This window comes from Streptomyces geranii (assembly GCF_002954775.1).
Classification (GTDB): domain Bacteria; phylum Actinomycetota; class Actinomycetes; order Streptomycetales; family Streptomycetaceae; genus Streptomyces; species Streptomyces geranii.
On record NZ_PJME01000062.1, the window covers coordinates 23,155 to 48,820 of the forward strand.

20 protein-coding genes are annotated in these 25,666 nt (G+C 69.0%); 11 read left to right on the forward strand and 9 right to left on the reverse strand.

From position 1 onward, the window contains the following. Window positions 1-24: 24 nt before the first annotated feature. Window positions 25-1,449, reverse strand: coding sequence for an MFS transporter (locus CW359_RS39915; protein ID WP_198655560.1), 1,425 nt, complete (start codon window positions 1,447-1,449; stop codon window positions 25-27). A 450-nt stretch (window positions 1,450-1,899) separates the two neighbouring features. Between CW359_RS39915 and CW359_RS39920 the strand changes: the two genes are divergently transcribed. Continuing rightward, a complete protein-coding gene (locus tag CW359_RS39920; protein ID WP_105975145.1) occupies window positions 1,900-2,859 on the forward strand; it encodes a DUF3027 domain-containing protein in 960 nt (319 codons plus the stop codon). A gap of 26 nt (window positions 2,860-2,885) precedes the next feature. Here CW359_RS39920 and CW359_RS39925 read toward each other — a convergent pair whose 3' ends face one another. Both CW359_RS39925 and CW359_RS39930 read right to left on the reverse strand, forming a co-directional pair. Continuing rightward, entirely contained in the window at window positions 2,886-3,302 is a 417-nt protein-coding gene (locus CW359_RS39925) for a hypothetical protein (RefSeq protein ID WP_105975146.1), read from the reverse strand. A gap of 126 nt (window positions 3,303-3,428) precedes the next feature. Then, window positions 3,429-4,316: a prohibitin family protein gene (locus tag CW359_RS39930; protein ID WP_105975147.1), complete on the reverse strand. Its 888-nt coding sequence runs from the start codon at window positions 4,314-4,316 to the stop codon at window positions 3,429-3,431. Between the two features lie 232 nt (window positions 4,317-4,548). Here CW359_RS39930 and CW359_RS39935 point away from each other — a divergent pair, with 232 nt between their 5' ends. After that, entirely contained in the window at window positions 4,549-7,722 is a 3,174-nt protein-coding gene (locus CW359_RS39935; protein ID WP_105975148.1) for a sacsin N-terminal ATP-binding-like domain-containing protein, read from the forward strand. A gap of 215 nt (window positions 7,723-7,937) precedes the next feature. Next, complete coding sequence (locus CW359_RS39940; RefSeq protein WP_105975149.1) at window positions 7,938-8,732, forward strand: hypothetical protein; 795 nt, start codon at window positions 7,938-7,940, stop codon at window positions 8,730-8,732. A gap of 91 nt (window positions 8,733-8,823) precedes the next feature. Here the strand turns inward: CW359_RS39940 and CW359_RS39945 are convergent, their stop codons facing one another. The 3 genes from CW359_RS39945 to CW359_RS39955 form a co-directional block, all read right to left on the reverse strand. Continuing rightward, on the reverse strand, window positions 8,824-9,054 hold the full coding sequence (locus CW359_RS39945) for a DUF7683 domain-containing protein (protein WP_105975150.1): 231 nt from the start codon (window positions 9,052-9,054) through the stop codon (window positions 8,824-8,826). Window positions 9,055-9,334: 280 nt separating this feature from the next. Further along, a complete protein-coding gene (locus CW359_RS47725) occupies window positions 9,335-9,697 on the reverse strand; it encodes a DUF6086 family protein (protein ID WP_408647574.1) in 363 nt (120 codons plus the stop codon). Further along, entirely contained in the window at window positions 9,694-13,212 is a 3,519-nt protein-coding gene (locus CW359_RS39955; RefSeq protein ID WP_105975152.1) for an ALF repeat-containing protein, read from the reverse strand. Before CW359_RS39955 ends, CW359_RS47725 begins: the two co-directional genes overlap by 4 nt. A 661-nt stretch (window positions 13,213-13,873) precedes the next feature. Here CW359_RS39955 and CW359_RS46950 point away from each other — a divergent pair. The 4 genes from CW359_RS46950 to CW359_RS39975 all read left to right on the forward strand — a co-directional run bounded on the left by CW359_RS46950 (window position 13,874) and on the right by CW359_RS39975 (window position 18,018). Next, window positions 13,874-14,341, forward strand: coding sequence for a hypothetical protein (locus CW359_RS46950; RefSeq protein ID WP_232838809.1), 468 nt, complete (start codon window positions 13,874-13,876; stop codon window positions 14,339-14,341). Between the two features lie 69 nt (window positions 14,342-14,410). Next, window positions 14,411-15,985: an FG-GAP-like repeat-containing protein gene (locus tag CW359_RS39965; RefSeq protein WP_105975153.1), complete on the forward strand. Its 1,575-nt coding sequence runs from the start codon at window positions 14,411-14,413 to the stop codon at window positions 15,983-15,985. A 143-nt stretch (window positions 15,986-16,128) separates the two neighbouring features. After that, the gene (locus tag CW359_RS39970; RefSeq protein WP_105975154.1) at window positions 16,129-16,980 is read left to right on the forward strand and encodes a hypothetical protein; all 852 of its coding nucleotides are present in this window, start codon (window positions 16,129-16,131) and stop codon (window positions 16,978-16,980) included. Between the two features lie 117 nt (window positions 16,981-17,097). Next, window positions 17,098-18,018 carry a hypothetical protein gene (locus CW359_RS39975; RefSeq protein ID WP_105975155.1) on the forward strand — a complete coding sequence of 307 codons (921 nt, stop codon included), beginning with the start codon at window positions 17,098-17,100 and terminating at the stop codon, window positions 18,016-18,018. Window positions 18,019-18,037: 19 nt separating this feature from the next. Here the strand turns inward: CW359_RS39975 and CW359_RS39980 are convergent, their stop codons facing one another. Next, window positions 18,038-20,461 (reverse strand): HAD-IC family P-type ATPase, encoded by a 2,424-nt coding sequence (locus CW359_RS39980; protein WP_105975156.1) that lies wholly within the window; start codon window positions 20,459-20,461, stop codon window positions 18,038-18,040. Between the two features lie 238 nt (window positions 20,462-20,699). Next, the gene (locus CW359_RS39985) at window positions 20,700-20,960 is read right to left on the reverse strand and encodes a DUF2530 domain-containing protein (RefSeq protein ID WP_105975157.1); all 261 of its coding nucleotides are present in this window, start codon (window positions 20,958-20,960) and stop codon (window positions 20,700-20,702) included. A gap of 171 nt (window positions 20,961-21,131) precedes the next feature. On the opposite strand from CW359_RS39985, the gene CW359_RS39990 reads away from it, so the two are divergent. Further along, complete coding sequence (locus tag CW359_RS39990; protein ID WP_105975158.1) at window positions 21,132-22,544, forward strand: NCS2 family permease; 1,413 nt, start codon at window positions 21,132-21,134, stop codon at window positions 22,542-22,544. 7 nt (window positions 22,545-22,551) lie between these two features. Here the strand turns inward: CW359_RS39990 and CW359_RS39995 are convergent, their stop codons facing one another. Beyond that, the gene (locus CW359_RS39995; RefSeq protein WP_105975159.1) at window positions 22,552-22,734 is read right to left on the reverse strand and encodes a ribbon-helix-helix protein, CopG family; all 183 of its coding nucleotides are present in this window, start codon (window positions 22,732-22,734) and stop codon (window positions 22,552-22,554) included. Between the two features lie 154 nt (window positions 22,735-22,888). Between CW359_RS39995 and CW359_RS40000 the strand changes: the two genes are divergently transcribed. From CW359_RS40000 to thpR, 3 genes are all read left to right on the forward strand, one after another. Further along, a complete protein-coding gene (locus CW359_RS40000) occupies window positions 22,889-23,326 on the forward strand; it encodes a MarR family winged helix-turn-helix transcriptional regulator (protein WP_105975160.1) in 438 nt (145 codons plus the stop codon). A 120-nt stretch (window positions 23,327-23,446) separates the two neighbouring features. After that, window positions 23,447-24,871 carry an MFS transporter gene (locus tag CW359_RS40005; protein WP_105975161.1) on the forward strand — a complete coding sequence of 475 codons (1,425 nt, stop codon included), beginning with the start codon at window positions 23,447-23,449 and terminating at the stop codon, window positions 24,869-24,871. Window positions 24,872-24,909: 38 nt separating this feature from the next. Next, a complete protein-coding gene (gene thpR / locus CW359_RS40010; RefSeq protein WP_198655561.1) occupies window positions 24,910-25,521 on the forward strand; it encodes an RNA 2',3'-cyclic phosphodiesterase in 612 nt (203 codons plus the stop codon). The last annotated feature ends 145 nt before the right edge of the window (window positions 25,522-25,666 follow it).

Genomic DNA, 25,666 nt, shown 5'->3' on the forward strand with positions numbered 1-25,666 from the left:
GGGTGGACCGGCCCCTCCTCACGGTCAGGCGACGCGGGGGTGGGCCCGGCCGCCGTGGCGGGCCGAGCCGATCAGGCCCTTGGCCGTGGTCAGCCAGCCCGTGGCGACGATCGCGGCGGCCACCCCGAGCCCCAGCTCGCCGACCAGCGGCAGCGCGATGCCGACCGCGCCGCCGAGCACCCAGGCCATCTGGAGCATCGTCTCCGAGCGGGCGAACGCGGAGGAGCGGACCAGCTCGGGCACGTCCCGCTGGATCAGCGCGTCCAGGGACAGCTTGGCGAGGGCCTGGCAGAACCCGGCGACCGCGGCGAGGCAGGCCACCAGGGCGGCGCCGAAGAAGATCGCGGCGACGATCGAAGCGCCGAGGACCACGGCGACGACCGTCACCACGATCAGCTCGGGCGCGCGTTGCTTCACGGCCGCTCCGACCGCCGTACCGAGCGCGTTGCCGACGCCCGCCGCGACGGCGACCATGCCGAGCGACCAGGCGGCGCTCTCGCCGGTCAGCGGATGCTCGCGCAGCAGGAAGGCGAGGAAGAAGGTGAGGAAGCCGGAGAGGCAGCGCAGGGCGGCGTTGGCGGCGAGGGCGTGCGTGACGGCCGTACCGACCGTGCGCAGGCCCGGGCGTTTTACGGGGTGCAGGTGCGGGCCGTGCAGATGGTCCGGGTCGGCGGCCAGCAGGGCCGTGTCCTCGCCCTTCGCCGAGTCCACCTTGGACGGGAGCGTGAAGGACAGGAACGTACCGGCGATGAAGATCACGAAGGCGCCGTAGAGCGGCCAGCGTGGGCCGAGGGCCTGGAGGCCGGCGCCGATGGGCGCGGCGATGCCGGTGGCCAGCAGGCCGCTTAGCGTGACCCGGGAATTGGCCTTGACCAGGGAGAAGCGGGGTGGGAGGAGGCGCGGGACGACCGCGCTGCGGACGACGCCGTACGCCTTCGAGGCGACCAGGACGCCCAGTGCGGCCGGGTACAGCTCGATGCTGCCGGTGGCGACCGCGCCCGCCAGGAGCAGGGCGAGGAGGGCGCGGGCGAGCATCGCGCCGGCCATCGCGGCGCGGCGGCCGTGCGGGAGGCGGTCGAGGAGGGGGCCGATCACGGGGGCGAGGAGGGTGAAGGGCGCCATCGTGATGCCGAGATAGATGGCCACGCGCCCGCGTGCCTCGTCGGTCGGGACGGAGAAGAAGACGGTGGAGGCGAGGGCGATGGTGATCATGACGTCGCCCGCGCCGTTCACCGCGTGCAGTTCGATGAGCTTGCCGAGGCCCGACTCGCCCGCCCCGTGCGCGTGCGTCGCCTTGCGGATACCGCGCGCGGTGCCGGTCACCGGGAAGTGCAGGGCGCGGCCGACCGAGCGCACGGACCCGTTCACCCGGTCCCGTACGCCACGCCGGTTGCTCCCCTGGACCCCACCGATCCCGGTGGCGCCGTGGGGCGACCTCTCGCTCGCCACCCCGCAATAGTGCCCCGAGAAGGCCGTACCTAGTGCCGTTACCGCGCGTATACCGTACGTATGGGGCCGAGTGGGGTGGGGGAGGGGAGGGGGAAGGGGCGTCGGGCGGGGTGTTTTCCGGCCATCGGGGGCTGGGAAGAGTGGCGGGAGAGGCGCGTCGGAACGGGGCCGTAGAGGGGGCGGAGTTGGCACAGTTGGATGTCGGTCGTCGCGAACCGTCCCGTCGGTGTGGGCCCCGGGCGCTGGAGAAGGTAGCGTGCGTAGCGCGCAGTGGCGGTTGTTCTCGGCCGCGCGCCTCTCGGCCATCCCGCAGAATGGATGACGTAGGTGCGCCCGAGCGCGATCGGGCGCGAACGTCGACGCGGTCCTCCGGTCCGCTCCGTTCGCAACCGTTCGCACCCCGTCGGGACGGGCGCACTCGTGAGACGGCGTAGGAGAGAAGCGATACCTGTGAGCGCAGCGACAACGCGAAGCCGCACCCCCGACCGCCTGTGCGCCGAGGCTGTCGACCTCGCCCTTTCAGCGGCGGAGGAGGCGGCGGCACCAGGCGTGGTGGGCGAACACTCCGGCCTGGTCTCCGAAGGGGACCGTGTCGTCACGCACTTCTTCGAGTGCAAGGAGTTCGGCTACCGGGGCTGGCGCTGGGCGGTGACGGTCGCCCGGGCGTCCCGGGCCAAGCTGGTCACGCTGGACGAGGTGGTCCTGCTCCCCGGCCCCGACGCCCTCCAGGCCCCGGAGTGGGTGCCGTGGAGCGAGCGCCTGCGCCCCGGCGACATGGGCCCCGGGGACCTGCTGCCGACGGACGCGGAGGATCTGCGCCTGGAGCCGGGCTACTCGGGCGAGGACGAGCCCCTGCCGAACTCCGTGCTGGGCTCGGGGTCCGGGTCGGATTCGGTGGCGCTGGCCGCGGATCTGGCGGACGCCGAGGACGCGGACATCACGGCGGGCTCACCGGCCGACTTCACGGTCGTACCGGCGCGCGGTTCGATCGCGGCGGTGGCGGAGGAGCTGGGCATGCGCCGGGCGCGTGTCCTGTCCCGCTACGGCCTCCACAGCGCCGCCGACCGCTGGGAGGACGCCTACGGCCCCGCGACCCCGATGGCCCAGGCCGCGCCCGCGACCTGTGTGAGCTGCGGGTTCCTGGTGGCGATCGGCGGTTCGCTCGGACAGGCGTTCGGCGTGTGCACGAACGAGTTCGCTCCGGCGGACGGGCGTGTGGTGTCCCTGGCGTACGGCTGCGGGGGCCACTCGGAGGCGGCGATCATGCCGAAGCCGCCGGTCCCGCCGCCGCACGTGATCGACGAGACGATCGTGGACCCGTTCCCGCTGCGGCCCGCCGCCGACTCCGGCTCGGTGTCGGTGGGCGGGGCGGACGCGGACGCGGCAGTGGCGGAGCTGGGGCACTCCTAGGGGCCTGCGCCCCTAGGGGCAGGGGCCTACACCCCTAGGGGCGCGGTCGCCGGGGGCGGCGGTCGGTGGCCCTGCTTCAGGGCGGTGATCACGGCGGCGACGGCGGTGATCGCCGCCAGGCTGCCCAGCATGATCATTCCCACGCCGATCACGTAGAGGCCGCTGCTGTCGTCCGACCAGTCGTAGAAGGCGGCGGCGGTCAGACCGGCCGTGACGCCGGGCAGGGCGGCGAAGTGGCGGCGGGACGCGGCCCAGTACACCGGCGCCAGCAGGGTCAGCACCAGGCCGATCACCTGCCAGGCCGCGTACGGTCCGGTCGTCGAACCGTCGGCGTGCACATCACGTTGCTGGTCCCAGCCCAGCCAGGCGGCCCACATCGCCGATGAGACCAGGGCCAGCAGGAGGGCGGCGGACAGCCGGCGGAGGACTTCTCGTTGTCGCATGCCCCAAGAATCCCGGCCCGCGCGGGGACCGGACAGAGCGCAAGTACTCAGCTGGGCCTGGGTACTTCTCTCGTACGGCTCGGCACTCGTACGGCTCTGCCGGTGCCCGCGTGCGACGGGTACGGGCTATTTCTTGGTGCTGTCCACGATGACCGGCGTCCCGTTCGCGTCCGTGCCGCACGGCACCGCGTACACCGCGTTGTACTTGGCGGCTTCCTTGTAGGCCTCCAGGCACTGGTTGTACAGCACCTTGTCGCTCAGCGACTTCGCGAGGATCTCGTTGGCGCGGGCGATGCCCTCCGCCTCGATCCGCTTGCGCTCGGCCTCCGCCTTGGCCGTACGCGCCGCCTCGACGGCCCGCTCGGTGTCCTGCTCCTGCTGGATCTTCTTGTCGATCTGCTCCTGCAGCTTGTCCGACGGCTTCACATTGCGCAGATTGACGATCGTGATGTCGATCCCGCGCGGTGCCAGTCGCTCCTTGACGAGGGCGGCGACCTCGGAGCCGATCTGCTCGCGGGCGGAGGCGTAGCCCTCCTCGCTGGTGTGCTTCGCGAAGACGTTACGGATGATCTCGCGGCTGTCCGGTACCACCAGCCGCTCCTCGACGGCCTCCTCACTGCCCGCGAGCCGGTACAGCTCGACCGCCTTGGCGGGTACGACGGACCACTTGATGGTGAATTCCGCGTACAGCACTCCGCCCTGCGAGGAGCGGACCTCGACCACGTCCTTGCCATAGAAGTTGAGGTCCACGGGACGCGTCGAGAAGGAGGTGACGTCGGTGAACGGGGACTTGAACTGGATGCCGGAGTTCAGCGGCTTCCCGATCTTCCCGAAGGTCACGGGTACCCCGACCTCGTAGGCGCGCACGACATGGACGCACGCGAAGATCCCGGCCAGCACGGCGGCGACGGCGCTGAGCGCCGCCCCGATCTTCCAGCCCCCGGCGTCCTGGCTGCGGCCGACGAAGAAGAGCACGACTGCCGCTATGAGCAGCAGGATGGACAGCACGAACACGAAAACCCCCCTGAGTGACAGCTACCTGACAACTGGTACCTGGTATCTGGTACGTGACGTCGGGTGCCCGGTGTCCGGTTGCGGGTACAGGCACCGGATTCATGGATCCGCGCCGCCCCGGGCGTGATCCGGAGGGAATGGCAAGGGGCGCCTGTTTCGGGCTCGGGTGGGCGGGGGCCCTGTCCGGCGCGCGGTACCTTCTTGCTCACGCCGATGAGGAGAGTGAACGTACGTGAGCAAGTTCGTGCGACCGGCAGCTGAGGGCGCGGACCCTTTCGGTACGGCCCGCCTGCGGCGGGGGGTTCTGGACGCGTGGGCCACCAGCCCCGCCAGGTTCCGTGAGGACGCCAACGCCGAGGAGGATCTCGTCCTCGGCGGGTACCGGGACCGGCTCGTCGTCGAGCTGGCCCAGAACGCCGCCGACGCCGCGGCCAGGGCAGGCGTGCCGGGCAGGCTCCGGCTGACTCTCCGCGAGGGCGTCCTCGTCGCCGCCAACACCGGGGCCCCGCTGGACGCCACCGGTGTGGAGTCCCTCTCCACGTTGCGCGCCTCCGCCAAGCGCGAGGCCCAGGACGGCAAGGAGAGCACTGGCGCCGTCGGGCGGTTCGGCGTCGGGTTCGCCGCCGTGCTCGCCGTGAGCGACGAGCCCGCCGTCGTCGGGCGGCACGGGGGTGTGCGGTGGGCGCTCGCCGAGGCCCGCGAACTGGCCGCCGAGACCGCCAGGCACAGCCCCGGTCTCGGTGACGAGATCCGCCGCCGCGACGGCCATGTGCCCCTGCTCCGGCTGCCGTTCGCCGCCGAGGGCACCGCCCCGGACCCGTACGACACCGCCGTCATCCTCCCGCTGCGCGACACCGCCGCCGAGGCTCTCGCCGAGCGGCTGCTGAGCGGTGTGGACGATGCGCTGCTCCTGACGCTGCCTGGGCTCGAAGAGGTCGTCATCGAGGTGGGGGAGCAGGCTCCGCGTACCTTGCGGCGGCTGCTCGACGGTGCCCTCACCCTCGTCGAGGACTCCCGGGACGGTACGAGCCGCTGGCGTACCGTCTCCGCCCACGGGCCCCTGGAAGCCGCCCTGTTGGCCGGGCGGCCGGTCGAGGAGCGGCTGCGTCCGCACTGGTCGGTCACCTGGGCCGTGCCCGTCGACGCCGACGGGGCTCCCGTGCCGCCCCGGACCAGCCCCGTCGTGCACGCGCCCACACCGAGCGACGAACCGCTGGGCGTACCGGCGCTGCTCATCGCCTCGCTGCCGCTGGACACCGCCCGCCGGCATGCCGCGCCGGGCCCGCTCACCGACTTCCTGGTCCAGCGTGCCGCCGACGCGTACGCCGAACTCCTCGCCGACTGGCGCCCGGTGAGCGAGGGCGTCATCGCGCTCGTGCCCGGTTCGCTCGGCAAGGGCGAGCTGGACGGGCAGCTGCGGCACGCGATCCTCGAAAGGCTGCCGCGAACCGCCTTCCTGCCGCCCGCACTTGACCCGGGCGACGACGAGGAGCTGCCCTCCGCACTCCGCCCCCGCGACGCCGAGGTCGTCGAGGGCGCCGGGGCGGAGACGGTCCGCGTCCTCGCCGAGGTGCTGCCGACGCTGCTGCCCGGCGGGCTCGAACGCCGGGTGGAGCTGCGGACGTTGGGCGTGGCCCGGGTCCCGCTGACCGACGCCGTGGACCGGCTCGCGGGCCTGGAGAAGGCACCCGAGTGGTGGCACCGGCTGTACGACAGCCTGGCGGGCGTCGACCCCGACCGGCTGACCGGGCTGCCGGTACCGCTGGCCGACGGGCGTACGACGATCGGCCCCCGGCAGGTCCTGCTGCCCATCGGCGGGGAGACGCACGGGGCTGCTGGTGGTGAGGGGCAGGGGGCCGCCGCCCCCGAGACGCTCGCCCGGCTCGGTCTCAAGGTCGCCCACCCGGACGCCGCGCACCCCCTGCTGGAGAAGCTGGGCGCCCTCCCGGCCACCCCGCGAGCCGTCCTCACGACTCCGCAGGTACGGGCCGCCGTCGCCGCCTCCCTCGACGAGGACGCCGCCGCGATGGCGTGGGACGACGAAGACGCCCCGGACGCCGAGGAGTTGGCCGACACGGTCCTGGCCCTCGTCCGGGACGCGGGCCTCGAACCCGGCGACGAGCCCTGGCTGGGCGCCCTCGCCCTCCCCGACGAGGACGGCGAACTGGCCCCCGCCGGTGAACTGGTGCTGCCCGGCAGCCCGTTCGCCGAGGTGATCAGGGAGGGCGAACTGGCGTCGGTGGACGGAGAGTTGGCGGACCGATGGGGCGAGCAGCCGCTGGCCGCCTGCGGTGTCCTGGCGAACTTCGCGTTGGTCCGCGCCACCGACGTGGTCCTCGACCCGGACGAACTGGAACCCAGGGACAGCGACTTCGCCGAACCCGACGACGCCGGTCTGCTGGACGCCGTGGACGTCTGGAGCGAGGACATCCTCGACCGCTTCCCGGACTCCCCGGTGCCGCCGGTCGCCACGGAACTGGTCGCAGTACGGGACCTGGACCTGGTGGACGAGGACCGCTGGCCCCAGGCCCTGGCCCTGCTGGCCCGGCCGCCGCTGCGGGACGCGATCGTCCAGCCGGTCCGCGTCCTGCTGCCCGACGGCACGCACGAACTCGTACGCCCGTACACGGCTTGGTGGTTGCGCGGAAACCCGGTGCTGGACGGGAGGCGTCCCGCCGGTCTCCTGGCAGCCGGCGGCGACCCGCTCCTCCGGGGCCTGTACGAGGAGGCCGACGCCACCGGCTTCGACGACGAGCAGGTGCTGCGGGCGCTGGGCGTACGGACGTCGGTGGCAGCCCTCCTCGACGAGCCGGGCGGCGCGGCCGAGCTGCTGGACCGCCTCGCGGACCCCGACCGTGAGGTGAGCGGGGTCCAACTGCACGCCCTCTACGGGGCGTTGGCCGACCTCGACCCCGAACAGGTCACGCTGCCGGACGACTTGCGGGCGGTGGTCGACGGTCACGTGGAGGTGGTGGACGCGGCCGACGCGGTCGTCGTCGACTCACCCGACCTGCTGCCCTTCACAGCGGGCGTCCCGCTGCTCCCCGTACGCCCGGCGCGGGCGGCCGAACTGGCGGAACTGTTCCAGGTACGGCGGCTCAGCGAGTCGGTGACGGGCGAGGTGACGTCGGAGGGCGCGGAGCACGACGTACCGGAGTCGGTACGGGTCCTGCTGGGCCCGGGGACACCGGCGACGTACGTCGAGCACGAGGAGCTTGTCGTGGACGGGGTCGAACTGGACTGGCGCCGGACCCGGGACGGGCTGGTGCACGCCTCGACGGTGGAGGGCGTCGCGGCGGGGCTCGCCTGGGCGGCGGGGCAGTGGCCGCGGCGGTTCGAGGTGGCGGCGCTGCTGGAGGATCCTTCGCGGACTACGGAGCTGGCGCGGGATCGGTGGTTCGACTGAGGTGAGGAGGGACGGGAGGGCAAAGCGGGCTCAAAATTTGCATGCTCTCCGCAAACTTCCGCAACTTCCGTACAACCATTCCCATCCGTCACGGATCTGAGCGGGCGAGTCAACAGACTCCAAGATCATTGGGTCCGGGTGCGACCACGATCCGTGACGGATGGATTCCGTACGGACGGCCACCGCCGGACCCCTTTCTCCACTTGGGGAAACGCATGCGCATACGTGCCACCGTGGCCGCCGTCTCCGGCGCCCTGGCCCTTTCCGCCCTTGCCGTGCCCGCCGCGCACGCCGCCGCGGCGCCCGACGTCACCTTCACCAAGGTGACGATCAACAACGGCAAGCCGATCGTCGCCCGCGCGGCGGCCACGACCTCCGTGCCGGTGACGTACACCTTCAAGCACGCCGCCGGGCTGGACATCAGCTCGGACAAGCTCCTCACCGGTCCGGCCCTCTACGTCGGCGCCGGCCTCAACGTGGACAGCGTCCGCCTGATCGGCGACGAGCCGGGCACCTGCACGGCCACCTCGTCCACCACCGCCAGCTGCAAGGGCTTCATCGACCTGCACGCGGGTGGCGACGAGGCCAACCTCCGCAACACCGACGCCCGTACGTGGAAGGTGGGCGCCATCGCCATCACGGACGCCGACGACGTCAAGATCCAGAACGGCCTCGGCACCACCCAGGTCAAGTTCCACTCGAAGCTCAACACGGACGCCACCCCGGAGCCGGTCAGCAAGGGCGCGACCATCACGGTCAAGGGCACGCTGACCCGCGCCAACTGGGACACCGGCAAGTACACGGGCTACGTCAACGCCCCGGTGACCCTCCAGTTCAAGAAGAAGGGCGCCACCGCCTTCACCACCGTCAAGACGGTCAAGGCGGGCGCGGCCGGTGCCCTCAAGACGACGGTCAAGGCGACGGTCGACGGTACCTACCGGTTCGCGTTCGCGGGGTCGGCTACGACTGCGCCTATCAATGCGGTCGGGGATGTCATCGACGTGAAGTAGGCCGGGCGGCCGGTACGGCCCGCAAGGTTCGACGGCGAAGGCCGGTGCCGCCCAGCCAGGGCGGCACCGGCCTTCGTACTTCGCATTCTGGTCAGTCGGCCTCGGCCTCGATGAAATATTCGTAGTGGTCCAGGTCAAGGCCGATGCCTATCAGCCGCCGGAGCGCGTCCGCGTGTGAACCCTTCAGCGGATACACATCGGTGAATCGGGCCGGCGGGATGCCCAGCAGTTCGGACACGTCGTCCAAACTCATGGCGACGACGTCCACGACCGAATCCGGGGTGTCGGCGCCCTTCTCATAGCGGGTGATGAGGAACCTCACTTCTGAACCTTTCGACGGAAGGTGACGGACGCAATGTGCAAGGCGACTGCTGGATTTTCGCCCGCAGTGCACTATTCTCGGCCGTCGCGGATTCGAGCGTCAGGGGCAACTGATTCGACGATCGCTTGGGTCCCCAGGTATGCGACAAGCTGCGAGAACGATCACCATCGCCTCCTTCCTCACTTGGGGAAGGAGGCGGAGCCGGGCCGGGCAGCATAGGCGGTACGACGTTGGCCCCGACGGAAGGTATTCCGTCGGGGCCAACGTCTGTTGCCGAGTTCTACAACGTAGCCATCGAACGCGCGAGAGTCGCCTTTTCCCTTGCGAAGGCGTCCTTGTGCTCTGGCATGAGAGGAATTGATCCCCCTGCTCGATCCAGCAGGACGAGCGACGTCAGCAGTAACCCGTGTGCCAGCCCGTGCAGTAGCTCGCTCTGGGTCGAGGAGTAGGTGCGGTAAAGGCTCTCGACGAAGGCTTGGAAGGCATTCGGGTCCACGTCACAGCCACCTTGCGCGTTTGGTGTCAGCCCAGATGGCAGTTCCAGGAACTCGGCTGTGCCTCCAGCTAGGGAGGCATACAATTTTCCGCTGTAGTAGCCCGCGTCCCAGAGTGTCTCGGCGCCGTACTCGAAGGGATAACTCAATCTGCAATCTCCAGTCGGAGGTCCAGCCCTGGGTATTCCTGTCTTAGCTTCTTAAATCGGGCTTCCAGGGAAGTTCTGAAGCGAGCATCCATGCCGGATGTCGTGAACCGGAACCCGATCGTCGCGTTCTCGTAGCCGGGAAGGAGCTCTCGGCACCTCAGGTAGTTGGCGAGCTTCTTATCAATGTGCTTGTCGAGCCAATCAGTTCCAGCATAGATGGCGGACTTCAGCTCCCACATCTGATCGTTCTCGAAGAGATCAATGTCGGTGATGATGTCCCCGGTGTCGGGGTCGTAGACGTTATGGTCCTTCTTACCTTCGAGGCATCCGAAGTTTCCGCTCGCCTGCACCGCCGATGCTGGGAGCACCGCGGATGGCCCATTTGTCGTGAACGATGCGCGTGACACGGCGGCCAAGGGCGCCTTGCCAACGATCTTGCAGGCGCGCTTCAGCAGTTCCAGACCCTCGAAGGCCCTCGCCAGCGCCCGGAGCTTAGCGCCGATGAGGACGTCCACCGCGAGACCGCTGCAGTGTTCGAAGTCCTTCTTCTGCATGCAGGCTTCGAGTTCACCCAGGCCGAGGATTTCCTTCTCGATGTTCCAGAGGGTCTCCATCGCGGCGCTGAACTCGTCGCTGTAGGCCAGGATGTCGCAGTAGGTCTCGTTGTGCTGGCACCAGCGGGCAGCGCCCGCGGGGTCGCACGGAATGTAGCCCTGCTGGCAGCGGTACATCTCGCGGGCGCGGGCCCCCGGGTCGTTCTTCGCCTTCTCCTTGGCCGCTACGGCGGCCTTGCGCCGGGCTTCGGCCTCTTCCCGCTCCTTCTGGACCGCGATGGTGAACGCCTCGGTGGCGGCCTTGCGCGCGGCCTCGGCATCCTTGCCGGCGTCGATGGCTGACTGCTTCGCCTCGTCGGCGTAGTGCCATGCCGTGGACGCGCTGGCCTGGGCCATCTCCGAGGAGAGCGTGGCATCGGCCGCAGACCTGGCTGCGTCGGAAGCTGCCACGTCCGCGCTGTTGGCCGCGTCCCGAGCTGTCTTCGCGGATGCGGCGGCGCTTGCCGCGGAAGCCTCGGCGGCCTTGGCGTGCTTGGCGGCCTCGTCGGCGTACGTCTTGGCCTTGGCCGAGGAGTCGCTCGCCTTCTTCGCCCACTCGGTGGCCTCGGCGGCTGCCTTGCGTGCGGTCGCGGCCACCTTCTGGGCGGTTGCGGCGTTCTGCTGCGCGGTTGCCGCGACCTTCGCCGCGTCCGCGATCATCTTCTGGATCTGGGCCACGTGGGTGGCGGCCAAGTAGTCCTTGCGCTGGGCCTTGTACTGGCCGGAGACGATGAAAGTGTGCAGCGACTGAGGGGAGCCCTCCAGCGCGATCCGGGCCGCCGACCTCACCTCCGGGCTGCCGGTGTCGAACAACTGCGCCGCACGGACCCGCTCGTCCTGCGTGCGCGCGGTGAACTGAGTCTTCGTCAGGAACTTGCTGAACTTCTTGGGGTCGTCCGAGTTGAGGGCGGCGAGGCCGGACTCCTTGAGGACGGGACCGGCATCACCGATCACCTGGGCGATGGCGACGCGCATGCTCTGTGCGGCGACCTTGTACTGCCCGTTGTCGATGAACTCGGTGACGGTGGCGGCGTTGCCGTCGAGGGTGGCCTCGGCGGCGTTCCGTACCTCCTCGGTCTCGCTCTCCTCTGCCAGACGCTCGACGTAGGAGCGGTCGTCGCCCTCCTCGGTGGTCGTCCAGCCGTCGCGCAGATAGCCGATCACGTCGTCGTCGGTGCCGCCGAGGACGTCCTCGGCGGCGGCCCGTCCCCAGGCGGTGCCGTTCTGCATCACGAGGACGGCCAGCTTTCGGCCCGAGGCGGCGATGGCGGAGAGGTCGGCTCCGGGCTTCGCCGCCTCGGTGACCAGGCGGTTGCGTTCGGTCTCCCGGTCCTTGGCCGACTGCTCCAGCGCGGCCTGTTCAGCCGTACGGGCGTTGGCTGTCGCCTGGTCGTCCCGGGCGCGCTCGATGCCCGCGTTGGTACGGCCGAGCAGTTCCTCGGCCTCCACCTCTCGGGCGATCTTGTAGATGTCCTGGGCCTTGGCCACGGCGGCGGTGGCCACGTTCGCGGCGTCGGTGGCCGCTTTCGCGTGGTTGGTCGACCTGCCTGCGGCCTTCGCGGCGTTGCCGGCGTCCTTGGCCGCCTCCTCCGCGAAGTCGGCCGCGTTGTTCGCGTGGGCAGCCGCCGATCTGGCGGCTACGCCTGCCTCGCGGGCCGCTTTGGCGGCCTTGGCGGCCAGGGCTTCGGCGGCGGCAGCCGCGCGGTTGGCCTCGGCGGCATGGCGCCGGGCGGTCGCGGCGGCGGCGCGCGCCTGTGCGGCTGCGGCACTGGACTGGCCCGCGTAGCCGCTGGCCTCGACCGCGGCGTCGGCGGCGAGTTGGGCGTTGGCGCCCGCGCTCGCGGCGGAGTGGGCGGCCTTGCCCGCCTCGTCGGCCGCGACGGCCGCCTGCTCGGCGGCGGTGGCGGCGAGAGTGGCACCGTCGGCTGCGGTACGTGCGACCTGGGCGGCCAGGTTCGCGGCATGCGCGCTACCCGCGTCCACCGCCGCGTCGGCGGCTGCGTTACGGGCCCTGGACGCGGCCTGCGAGGCACCGGCTGCGGCGGCAGCGGCCTGGGAGGCGGCGTTCGCGGCTACCCGCGCCGAGCTGTTCGCGGCGCGGGATGCCTCGATCGCGGTCTGTGCGGAGGCGGCGGCCTGAGTCGCCGCGTCGGCGGCCTGCCCCGCGGCTCTCGCCGCCTTGGCGGTGTCGCCCTTGGCCGCCTCGGCCTCGGTGGCGGCCTTCAGCGCGGCTTCCTTGGCGAGCTGCGAGGCCTGCACGGCCTTGGCGGACTCGGCCTTGGCAGCCGCGGTCTCCTTGGCGGCCAGCTTGCCGGCTTCCTTCGCCTGCTGGGCGAGTTGGGCGACGGTGGCGTGCTCCTGGTCCTTGGCGAGCGCGACGTACTGGCCGACCTCCAGGAACTCCCGGATGTCGGCGGCGCTGCCGCTCAGCGCGAGGCGCGCGGCGAGCTGCGTGTTCGTGCCGCCGGTGCCCATGATCTGGGCGACCTGGACCCGCTCGTCCTGCTCGCGCTGCTTGTACTGGCCCTCGCGGAGGAACTTGAGGACGTCTTCGGGCGTGCCGTTGAGGGCGGCGCGTGCCGCGTCCTGGACGTTGGGGCCGCTCACGCCCATGATCTGGGCGGCTCGGACGCGGTTGTCCTGCTCCATCGGAGCTTCCCAGCCGTCGTCCAGGAAATCGTCCAGTTCGGCGGCGGTGCCGAACAGAGCTGTGCGAGCCGCGGTCAGCAGCTCAGGCCCGCCCGCCGAAGCGATCCGGGCGGCGGCCACCCGCTGGTCCTGAAAGGACAAGCCGTCCGCGACCGTGAGGAAGGCTGCTACATCGGCGTTGCTACCGCTCAGAGCGGCCTGAGCCGCCTCCTTGACGATGGGCCCGCCGTCTCGCCAGTAGTCGACCACCATGATGCGGTCGGCTGAGATCACCTCCGATTCCGAGACTGATTCCGCCGCCCCCGCACGCAGTTCTGCGGCTGCAGTGGGTGTGGAGCTCAGCAGTCCAGCACTGAGCGCCAAAGGCAACAAACCCAAGGCTGTTCTGCGTATCAGATGTGCTGCTTTCCCGGCAGCCTCGAACTGGTCAGTTCTTCGATTCACTGGGTACCTGTCTCGGTCATTGGTGACGCCCCCGAGTGTGTGTCGCCGGGTATTGGAGGGGCGAGCATAGCTCTCGAAAACCGGGTGATCGAGTCAGATATATGAACCCCGAATGAGCGGACGGGCAGATTGGTCGAGATGGCCGTATTGGGTGCTTTTGTGTTTACGTCAGAGTGCGGGCTCGATCTGATGATGGATCGTCAGTCGCGATGTGAAGGAAAGTTGTTGACGGCTGTTGAATCTATGGTTATGGTATGCACTGACTTTGCTTCCACTTTGCCCTGCTGGGTGTGGCATTCGCCGGAGTAGTGCTCTGACCTGGCACTTCTTCCCTGGGGATCGTTGTGGTGACGGCAAAGGGTGGGCCTCCGTGCCCGCTTGGGGAGTTCGTTGTTCTATTGCATCTTGGCGAGGATCCCGTCTGGGATGCCTGCGTCCGAGGGGGTTTTCGTTGTCTTTCCGTGCCCGGAGTTTCGCTATTTCCGGAGCCTTGGGATTCCTTGTCGTTCTGGCTGGCATCTCTATTGCTTCTGCTGATGATCCACCGCAGCCTTCTGCTTCCGAAGTCCCGCCTGCGGCGATCGAGAACTACGACTATCCCGGTGCCAGTCGAATCCTGACTGAAAAGGGAATCAAGTTGAAGAAGGGTGACGGCGGCATCCTGCTGGCCGAGTGCGACCAGGCGGCCCAGCAGATTCGGGTTCTGACCGTCGCGGACGATTCCGTCGGCCGCGAGGGAACCTACTGCTTCAAGGCCCTTGGTAAGACCGGCCACCTCACCCTGGAACTGCCCAGAGTCTTTGTGGTTCAGGCCGCGGACCACCCGATCAGCGCCGACCTCACCGCCAACGGCCGGACCACGACGGTCGACGTGGCCAAGGGCGAGACCGAGTCTGTCGGAGAAGCCACTTCCGGGGGTGCCCGGTCGGTGCTTGTCGAACTCCGGGTGACTGGCTGATCCGCCGCCCTGTGCCGGTGCGGCGCTGCTATGCGCCCAGAAGAAACTCTGTGATTCGAGGGGAACGTAATGAATACCCGCCCGCGCAGGACGCGCACGGTGTGGACCACTGGATTCCTGGTGGCCGGCCTCACGACCGGCCTGCTGGTCGCTCCGTCGGCGCAGTCCGTCACGGGTGACCAAGTCGGTGACACCGAGGACCGGTTCGCCGTCAAGCTCCACATTGGCACCGGTACAGACAGGGAGCGGAGTTGCTCAGGCGCGCTGGTCGACGAGCAGTGGGTGCTCACTGCTGCCAGTTGCTTCGCGACCGATCCCCAGCAAGGCTTCAAGATCAGCAAGGGAGCGCCGACAGAGACGACCGTGGTGACCCTTGGCGGCTACCGCCCGACAGCCGCGGAGAGCGCCAAGCAGAAAGTTCTGGAACTGGTTCCGCGCCCGGACCGAGACCTGGTCATGGCCCGCATCGGCGACGCGACCACGACTCAGGACCCGCTTGATGGGCCGTTCCCGGCAACCGAGTCGCCAGTAGGCGTCGGGACCGGCCAGATGGCCGAGGGCGACCAGTTGAGGGCGGTTGGTTTCGGGCGCACGAAGGACGAATGGGTCCCCGGCCGTGCGCACACTGGCGCCTTCGCCGCGGACACCGTGAACCCGTCCACGCTCGCCATCTCGCCCGCGTCCTCCGGAGGGGTCGCCCTCTGCAAAGGCGACGCCGGAGCTCCGGTGCTGCGCGACGGGGAGGTGGTCGGGGTGGTTACCGCTGCGTGGGACGGCGGTTGCTTCAACTCCGAAGAGACCCGCACCGGGGCACTCGCCACCCGCGTCGACGATGTCGAGGGTTGGGTGCAGCAGGTGCGCCTTACCTCTCGGAAGGCGCACGTTACCGATATAATGTCGGCGGCCGACTTCAACCGTGACGGTCGTACCGACATTGTGACCCTCTTCGCGAATGGCAGTGCGCAGGTCTTCTATAGTCGTCCGGACGGCACTCTCGAGTTCGGAAGAACGTTGTGGATCGTGAGTCGTTCCGCGCGGGCGCTCATCGCGGGCAACTTCCTGCAGGGGACAGACGCTGAAGTGATCACTGTTGAGCATGACGGCGATCTCTTCGTGGAGAAGTCGCCCTTCGTCGATATTTTCCAATCGGGGCGGGGCCGCGACAAGTTGTGGACGGACACTACTTGGAAGACTGATCTTCCCGTCGCCTCCCTTAAGTCCGGTGCCGCCGGACTCGACACGCTGCTGTTCCAGTGGCCCGATGGATCCCTGTACACGTACAAGAGGGATGCCAACGGAAACCTGGTCAACCAGAAGCAGTCGATGTGGCCCGACAAGACCTGGAAGAAGAAGCACATCGCCACGGCCGACTTCAACGGAGACGGCCGCGACGACATCGCCGCCGTCGCTGCCGATGGCGCACTGCATCTCTACCCGGGCAAGGCCGACGGCTCCTTCGACACGCCCCGCTCCATGTGGCCCGACAAGACCTGGACCAGCGAACGCCCCGTCCTGGGCGGCGACTTCAACGGTGACGGCAAGGCCGACATCGCCGCCATGCGTACCGCGGGCGACCTGCGGTTCTACGCCGGTGACGGCAAGGGTGGGCTGGCCGCGAGCCGAACCATGTGGCCCTCCGTCTAGGAACGCGGGCCGAGCGGTGCGGGTGACGGACGCCACGTGCGAGGAGGACCGAAATCCGTGCCGTTTGGACAACCATTCACATCTGTCACGCATCTGAGGGTGCGAGTCAACAGGGCTCAGTGATCACGATGTGGGGAACATCAATGCGTATACGTGCCACGGTGGTTGCCGTCTCCGGCGGCCTGGTCCTCTCCGCCGTCGCTGTTCCCGCCGCGCACGCCGACGACGCGGCCAAGCCGTACGCCCTGGACGTCTCCTTCTCCAACGTCAGGATCAACAACGGCAAGTCGATCGTCGCGGGCACCACCGGCACGCTGACCGTGCCGATCACCTACACGCTCACCCACGGCGCCGACGTCGACATCGCCGCCGAGGACTTCTTCACCGACGTCGAGCTGTACTACGTCGCTTCGCAGGACGTCCCGCAAGGCGACGCCGACTACACCCTGTTCGGCGACGACTGGGCCCACTGCACGGCCACCTCGGCGACCGTTGCCAAGTGCACGCAGTCCATCGTGATCCACCCGGCTCTCGACCTTTTCAACGCGACCGCCGGCAAGTGGAAGGCGTACGCCTACGCGAGAGCGCTGAACGGCCAGGACATGGGTAGTGACGACTATGACGTGACCAAGGTCGGAGTCGTAGAGAAGGAGAGCCTCCCCGGGCCCAACCTCCTGCGCCAATCCAAGCTCTCCGTCAACGCCACCCCGGAGCCGGTGAAGAAGGGCAAGACCATCACCGTCACCGGCAAGCTGACCCGGGCCAACTGGGACGGCGGCAACTACACCGGGTACGCCGGTCAGCCGGTGAAGCTGCAGTTCCGTAAGAACGGGACCAGCACCTACACCACCCTCAAGACCGTCAAGACGACCACCAAGGGTGATCTGAAGACCACCGTCAAGGCCAACGTCGACGGGTACTTCCGGTACGTCTTCGCGGGGACCGCGACCACCGCCGCACTCGGTGCCGTGCCCGACTTCGTCGATGTGAAGTAGCCGTTTGCAAGGGGTGCGCAAAATTACGGGCCCTTCGCACAACCAACCACCCCCGCAATGAATCTGATCATGGGGGCCAACAGGCTCCACGATCACTTCTCCTCTTGGGGAACACGCATGCGTATACGTGCCACCGTGGCCGCCGTCTCCGGCGCCCTGGCCCTCTCCGCCTTCGTCGTGCCGGCCGCGCAGGCCGATGTCCACGCCTCCGGCGCCGACTCCGCCTATCACACGGCCGCCGCGAAGATTCTGGGGAGCGGCAAGTCCGCGTTCATCACCTCGCCCGTCGCCGCGCCGGCCGAGCTGAACGTCAGCTTCTCCAACTTCAAGGTCGCCAAGTCGATCAACGCCGGAGCCGGCGGCCACCTCGTCGTGCCGGTCACCTACACGCTGACCCACGGCGTCGAGGTCGACATCAAGGCCGCCGACTTCGACAGCGGGCCCTACCTGTACCGGGGCACCTTCGCCGAGCCGGAGAACGTGATCTTCGGCGAGAAGGCCGGCACCTGCACGGCCACCTCGACGACGACCGCCAACTGCAAGGCCAACCTCGACATCTACCCGGGCGAGGGCGACCTGACCAACACGGACGCCGGGGCCACATGGACGGCCGGCGGTATCGCCATCGCCTTCAACGGGCAGGACCCCGAGAGCGACACCTTCGACCCGTCCAAGATCGGCGTAGCCCAGCAGGGCGACCTCGGCACCACCACCGTGCGGCGGCTCGCCAAGTTGACGGTCAATGCCACGCCGGAGCCGGTGAAGAAGGGCAAGACCATCACCGTCACCGGCAAGCTGACCCGCGCCAACTGGGACGGGCCCAACTACACCGGGTACGCGACCCAGCCGGTCCAGCTGCAGTTCCGTAAGAACGGCAGCAGCGTCTACACCGTCGTCAAGACCATCAAGACGACCACCAAGGGTGATCTGAAGACCACCGTCAAGGCCAACGTCGACGGGTTCTTCCGGTATGTCTTCGCCGGGACCAAGACGACCGTCGGGGCCAGTGCCGCCGCCGACTTCATCGACGTCAAGTAGGGGCACGCGCACAAACGCTTCACGCCGGGGAGCGGCGGTCCACCCATCTCCAAAGGAGTTCCAGGGTGGCCGCCGCCACCGCCGCTATACCCACCGCGATCCACGGCATCGTCGTCCCCACCAGCTTCAGTGCGAAGAACTCCTGGAGCGGCGGCACGACCAGTACGAGCAGGAAGCCCGCGCCCATCGACGCGACCAGGGCGATCCGCCACCAGGTGTACGGGCGGGCGATGATCGCCAGTACCCACATCGAGATCAGGAACAGGGTCAGCGTCGCCGCGCTCGTCTCCGCGTCCAACGAGCCTTCCCCTGTGTAGTGGTGACGGGCTATCAGGTATGTGGTGAACGTTGCCACGCCTGCCAGTACGCCGCCCGGGATCGAGTAGCGCATCACCCGGCGTACGAAGTGGGGTTTCGCGCGTTCCTTGTTGGGGGCCAGGGCGAGGAAGAAGGCCGGGACGCCGATCGTCAGGGTGGAGAGCAGCGTCAAGTGGCGGGGCAGGAAGGGGTATTCGACCTGCCAGCAGACCACCAGGACGGCCAGCAGGACCGAGTAGACCGTCTTCACCAGGAACAGCGTCGCCACTCGCGTGATGTTGCCGATGACCCTGCGGCCCTCCGCGACCACCGAAGGCAGCGTCGCGAAGCTGTTGTTGAGCAGGACGATCTGGGCCACCGCCCGGGTCGCCTCCGAGCCCGAACCCATCGCCACGCCGATGTCGGCGTCCTTCAGGGCCAGTACGTCGTTCACGCCGTCGCCCGTCATCGCCACCGTGTGGCCGCGTGACTGCAACGCGCCGACCATGTCCCGCTTCTGCTGCGGAGTCACCCGGCCGAAGACCGTTCCCTCGTCCAGGGCCGCTGCCATCTCGCCCTGAGTGGCGGGGAGTTGGCGGGCGTCCACCGTCGTGCCCGTCAGGCCCAGTTTGCTTGCCACCGCGCCCACCGACACCGCGTTGTCACCCGAGATGACCTTCGCGTCGACGTCCTGCTCGGCGAAGTAGCGGAGGGTGTCTGCCGCGTCGGGGCGCAGGCGTTGTTCCAGGACGACCAGGGCGGTGGGGGTGGTGGCGGTGGCGACCTCCGGGTGGTCGAGTTCGTGGGTGGTGCGGGTGAGGAGGAGGACGCGGAGGCCCGCCTGGTTCAGGCGGTCGGTTTCGGCCAGGGCCGGGTCCTCGGGGGTGAGCAGTACGTCCGGGGCGCCCAGGAGCCACGTACTCGTCTCGCCGTTGCCCTCGCTGAACGATGCCCCGCTGTACTTCCGCGCCGAGGAAAAGGGCAGGGACTCCGTGCAGCGCCAGTCCTCGTTGTCCGGGTAGGCGTCGATGATCGCCTGGAGGGAGGCGTTCGGGCGCGGGTCCGATTCGCCGAGGGCGCCCAGGACACGGCGTACGTACGTCTCGTCACTGCCGCCCAGGGGGCGCAGCTCGGTCACGTCCATGCCGCCCTCGGTGAGCGTGCCCGTCTTGTCCAGGCAGACCGTGTCGACGCGGGCCAGGCCCTCGATCGCGGGCAACTCCTGTACGAGGCACTGCTGTCGGCCGAGCCGGATGACGCCGATCGCGAAGGCGACGGAGGTGAGGAGGACCAGGCCCTCGGGGACCATCGGGACGATGCCGCCCACGGTGCGGGCGATCGAGTCCTTCAAGTCGTTGTCCTTGACGACCAGTTGAGTGATGACCAGGCCGATCGCGGCCGGCACCATCATCCAGGTCACGTACTTGAGGATCGTCGAGATACCGGTACGGAGTTCCGAGTGGACGAGGGTGAAGCGGGAGGCCTCTTCGGCGAGTTGGGCCGCGTACGCCTCGCGGCCGACCTTCGTGGCCGTGAAGGCGCCGCCGCCCGCTACCACGAAGCTGCCCGACATGACCTGGTCGCCGGGTTGTTTGACCACGGGGTCGGCCTCGCCGGTGAGCAGTGACTCGTCGATCTCCAGGCCGTCGGCCTCCACGCACTCGCCGTCCACGACGATCTTGTCGCCGGGGCCGATCTCGATCAGGTCCCCGAGGACGATCTCGGAGTTGCTGACCTCGGTGGCGACGCCGTCGCGGCGGACGGTGGGCTTGGCCTCGCCGATCACCGCGAGGGAGTCGAGGGTCTTCTTCGCCCGCCACTCCTGGATGATGCCGATGCCGGTGTTGGCGAGGATGACGTAGCCGAACAGGGTGTCCTGGAACGGGGCGACGAACATCATGATCAGCCAGAGGACGCCGATGATCGCGTTGAACCTGGTGAAGACGTTCGCGCGGACGATCTCGGCGATGCTGCGGCTGCTGCGGACGGGGACGTCGTTGACCTCGCCGCGGGCGACGCGCTCGGCGACTTCGGTGGCGGTGAGGCCGTGGGCGCGGGGTTCTTCGCTGCCGCGGGGGGCGCTGGGCAGGGGTAGTGGTACGGGGTGCACAGGATCGAGTTCGGCGCCGGCGTCGATGTGCGTCATGTGTTCGACGGTACGTGCGGATTTATGGCTTCACCCGCTGAGTGCGGCAAAGATCCGACCTGGGGAGGAGGGGTGGGGTGGGAAATGGTGCGGTGGTTGTAGTCGGGGGTGCGGGTAGGGGTGGTGCGGGTAGGAGGGGGTGCGGGTAGGAAGGGTTCGCCCCCGCCGCCCTTACCCGTTCCCATCCCTGGGGGCTGCCGCCCCCAGACCCCCGCTGTCGCGCTGAACGCGCTCGTCCTCAAACGCCGGACGGGCTGGAATGTGCCCGCCTGATCGCCGCGTCCCGCTTCCTGACGTACCAGATTCCGATCAGGCCCAAGCCCGTCCCCGCCAGGCACGTCCACACCCACCACTCGTGGTTGTGGTCCTCGTACCAGCCGTAGAAGGGGAGCTGGGCCAGGAAGAGGACGAACCAGAGGATCGTGCCGCCCGTGATGGTGGCGACGACGGGGCCCTCCAGGGGCGCCGGCGCCTCGTGCTTCGGTGTCCACTTCGCCATGGGCACAGCTTACGAGGCCCGATTCGTCAATCCGGCCTCATATGTTCATACTGAAACGACTTGAGATCGGCCTGTTTCAGTCGTATGAAGATCCAAAGGGACCCCAAGAGATCCCAAGAGATCCCAAGAGATCCCAAGAGTCAAACCTCCCCAACAGAAACACGAGCGCGCATGTCCACCTCGGCCCCCGCCACGGCCGCCCTCGACCGCTACTTCAAGATCTCGGAGCGGGGCAGCACCCTGTCCCGCGAGGTCCGCGGCGGTTTTGCCACCTTCTTCGCGATGGCCTACATCATCGTGCTGAACCCGATCATCCTCGGCAGCGCCAAGGACATGTACGGCCATCAGCTGGACAACGGCCAGCTCGTCACCGCCACCGCCGTGACCGCCGCCTTCACCACCCTGCTCATGGGCGTCGTCGGCAACGTCCCCATCGCGCTCGCGGCCGGGCTCGGGGTCAACACCGTCGTCGCGCTCCAGCTCGCGCCCCGTATGTCCTGGCCGGACGCCATGGGCATGGTCGTGCTGGCCGGGTTCATCGTCATGCTGCTTGTCGCCACGGGGCTGCGGGAGCGGGTCATGAGCGCCGTGCCGCTCGGGCTGCGCAAGGGCATCTCCATCGGTATCGGGCTGTTCATCATGCTCATCGGGCTCGTCGACTCCGGGTTCGTCACCCGGATCCCGGACGCCGCCCAGACCACCGTCCCGCTCCAGCTCGGCGGCGACGGGCATCTCAACGGCTGGCCGGTGCTCGTCTTCGTGCTGGGCGCGCTGCTCACCCTCGCGCTCATTACCCGCAAGGTGCCCGGCGCGATCCTCATCTCCATCGTCGCCATGACTGTGCTCGCCGTCGTCGTCAACGCCGTCGCCTCCGTGTCCTCCTGGGGGCTCACCACCCCCAAGTGGCCGGGGAATCCTGTGGCCAGCCCGGACTTCGGGCTCATCGGCAAGGTCAGTCTCTTCGGTGGGTTCGACAAGGTCGGCGTGCTGACCGGCACCCTCTTCGTCTTCACCGTGCTGCTCTCGTGCTTCTTCGACGCGATGGGCACGATCATGGGCGTCGGGGACGAGGCCAAGCTGACCGACGCCCGGGGCAATCTGCCCGGCATCAACAAGGTGCTCTTCGTGGACGGCATCGCCGTCGCCGCCGGTGGGGCCAGTTCCTCCTCCGCCACCACCTGCTTCGTCGAGTCCACCGCCGGGGTCGGCGAGGGCGCCCGGACGGGGTTCGCGAACGTCGTCACGGGCGCGCTCTTCGCCGTCGCGCTGTTCCTCACCCCCGTGGCGACCATGGTTCCGTCCCAGGCCGCCACCCCGGCCCTGCTCGCCGTCGGCTTCCTGATCCTGGCCGGCTCGGTCAAGGAGATCGACTGGGCCGATCACACGATCGCGATCCCGGCCTTCGTGACGATGGTGATGATGCCCTTCACCTACTCGATCACCAACGGCATCGGCATGGGCTTCATCACCTTCGTGGTGCTGCGACTGGCGGTCGGGCGGGGGCGTGACGTCCCGGTGGCCATGTACGTCGTCGCCGCCGTCTTCGGGTTCTACTACCTGATGCCGGCGCTGGGGCTGACGTGATCACCGGTCACGGCACCCCGTAGAACTTCTCCGTCTCCTCGACCGCGGTCTGGAACCGCTCGTCGAAGTCGTCGCGGATGAGCGTCCCGACCACGTAGTCCTGGACGCTCATTCCCCTTTTCGCCGCATGGTCCCGGAGCCGGTCGAGCAGCTCCCCGTCTATCCGCAGGCTGAGCACACTGGTCCCCATGGGACGAGGGTCGCGGGCCGGTGCGGGGCGATGGGGGGCTTTTTGCGTTCGACTCACTCGTATGGGTGACGTGGCGGTTCAGTGGCCCTTCTCACGGGCATTTCGGCGCGTCGCGGGTGGTCTTTAGTCAGAGTAATGAGTTACGCTAAAGAACATGCCGGATCTGACCCATGGCGACGACGCTGCCGCCGTGAACTCACTGCGCTCCGCCGTGATGCGCCTCTCGCGCCGACTCAAGCACCAGCGGGTCGACGAGTCGCTGAGCCCCACCGAGATGTCGGTGCTGGGCACCCTCGCCCGCTGTGGCTCGGCCACCCCGGGTGAGCTGGCCCGCAAGGAGCATGTGCAGCCGCCCTCGATGACCCGTATCGTCGCGTTGCTTGAGGGCAAGGGGCTGGTCAGTCTGGAGCCGCATCCCGAGGACCGGCGCCAGAAGGTCGTCACCCAGACCGAGACCGCCGAGGCGATGCTCGAAGAGAGCCGCCGCAAGCGGAACGCCTGGCTGGCCGGTCTCGTCGAGGACCTCGACGAGGACGAGTGGGCCAAACTGCGCGCCGCCGCCCCCGTGTTGGAGAAGCTCGCGCATCTGTAGCCATAGCCCAGCAGCAGCATTCAGCAACATCAAGCAGTGCTCAGCAACATCTCAAGCAGTGCTCAGCAGTACCCAGCAGTGCTCGGTACCCAGCAGGACCTAGCAAGGAGGCGAACCGTTTTGAGTTCGGGACCCGGAGCAGATTCCGCCCCCGCACCAGCCGCCCACGACTCCCCGCCCACCCCTGTCCCCGCACCCGAGGGACGCGCCCGTAAGTCCGAGATGTTCAGCTCGCTCAAGGTCCGGAACTACCGGCTCTTCTTCCTCGGCCAGGTCGTCTCCAACACCGGTACCTGGATGCAGCGCATCGCCCAGGACTGGCTGGTCCTCAGCCTCACCGGCTCCTCGACCGCCGTCGGGATCACGACAGCGCTCCAGTTCCTGCCGATGCTCCTCTTCGGGCTGTACGGCGGTGTCCTCGTCGACCGGCTGCCCAAGCGCCCCACGCTGCTCGTCACCCAGACGCTGATGGCCCTCACCGGCCTCGCGCTCGCCGTGCTCACGCTCTCCGGCGACGTCGAGGTCTGGCACGTGTACCTCGCCGCCTTCGCCGTCGGTCTCGCCACGGTCGTCGACAACCCGGCCCGGCAGTCCTTCGTACCCGACATGGTCGGGCCCGAGCTGCTCCAGAACGCCGTCAGTCTCAACTCCGCGAACTTCCAGTCCGCCCGCCTCGTCGGACCCGCCGTCGCCGGTCTGATGATCACCGGCGTCGGCACGGGCTGGGCCTTCCTCGCCAACGGGCTGTCCTTCGTCGCCCCCATCGCCGCCCTGCTGCTCATGCGCACCCGCGAACTGAACGCCGTGGAGCGGGCGCCGCGTGCCAAGGGGCAGTTGCGCGAGGGGCTGCACTATGTCGCCGGGCGGCCCGAGCTGATCTGGCCGATCGTCCTCATCGGGTTCATCGGCACCTTCGGCTTCAACTTCCCGGTGTTCCTGTCGGCGTACGCGGACGACGTCTTCCACGCCGGCGCCGGCGCCTACAGCCTCTTCAACACCCTCATGGCGGTCGGCTCGCTGACCGGCGCCCTGCTCGCCGCCCGACGCGGTACGGCCAAGCTGCGCATCCTCGTCGCGGCGGCCGTCGCCTTCGGCGCGCTGGAGATCGTGGCCTCCATGGCACCCTCCCTGTGGCTGTTCGCGCTGCTGATGATCCCGATCGGGATCGCCGGCCTCACGGTCAACGTCACGGCGAACACCTCGGTCCAGATGGCCACCGACCCGGCCATGCGCGGGCGGGTCATGGCCCTGTTCATGATGGTCTTCATGGGCGGTTCGCCGCTGGGTGCGCCGATAGTCGGCTGGATCACGGACACGTACGGTCCCCGGGTGGGCCTTGCCTTCGGCGGCGTCGTCGCCACGACCGCCGCCCTGACGATCGGCCTGGTCCTGACCCGCGTCGGGGGCCTGAAGGTCTCCGTCGTCTGGAACTCCGGGCATCCGCGCGTTCTTCTTCTCAAGCAGGGGCAGGGAGAGCAGCAACAGGGGGAGCAGCAGCAGGAGGAGGGTGAAGGGCGGCGGGAGGCTGTTACCTCCGCCGCCTGAGCGGGGTGCGTCCGGGCGGGCTCGGTACGGTGAGCGCCATGAGTGCCTTGAGTGCCATGAACACCGTCAGACTGTTCGCCGCCGTGCTGCCGCCCGAGGACGTCTCCGGTCAACTCGCCGACGTGGTCGCCGGGTTGAGGAGCCTGCCGGGATCGGACGGGCTGCGCTGGACCGGCGTACCGGGCTGGCACTTCACCCTCGCCTTCTACGGCGAGGTCGCTGAGGACGTCGTACCGGAACTGTCGGAGCGGCTGGCGCGGGCCGCGCAGCGGACGGAGGGGTTTGCGCTGTCGGTGCGTGGGGGTGGGCAGTTCGGGCACGGGCGGGCCTTGTGGGCGGGGGCCGGTGGTGAGGTGGGTGTGCTGCGGGTGCTGGCCGGGTTGGCGGAGGAGGCGGGGCGCGGGGCGGGCGTCGAGATGGGGGAGCACCGGCACTACAAGGCTCACCTCACCGTGGCCCGCAGCCGGGAGGCCTTCGAGACGCGGCCTTACGTGGAGGTGCTGGACGGGTTCACGAGTCGTACGTGGACGGTGGGTGAGTTGGCGCTGGTGCGCAGCAATTTGCCCAGGGCGGGGGTGGTGGGGGAGCAGCCTCGGTATGAGGTGGTCGGGCGGTGGGTGCTGGGGTCTGGGCGGCGGGGTGGGGTGTAGGGGCGTTTTTTCGCCCCCGCCGCCCCTACCCGTCCCATCCCGTTCCTGGGGGCTGCGCCCCCAGACCCCCGCTAGTCGCGCTGAACGCGCTCGTCCTCAAACGCCGGACGGGCTGGGTGGGTGGTGGCGGCCAGGTGGGTGGGCG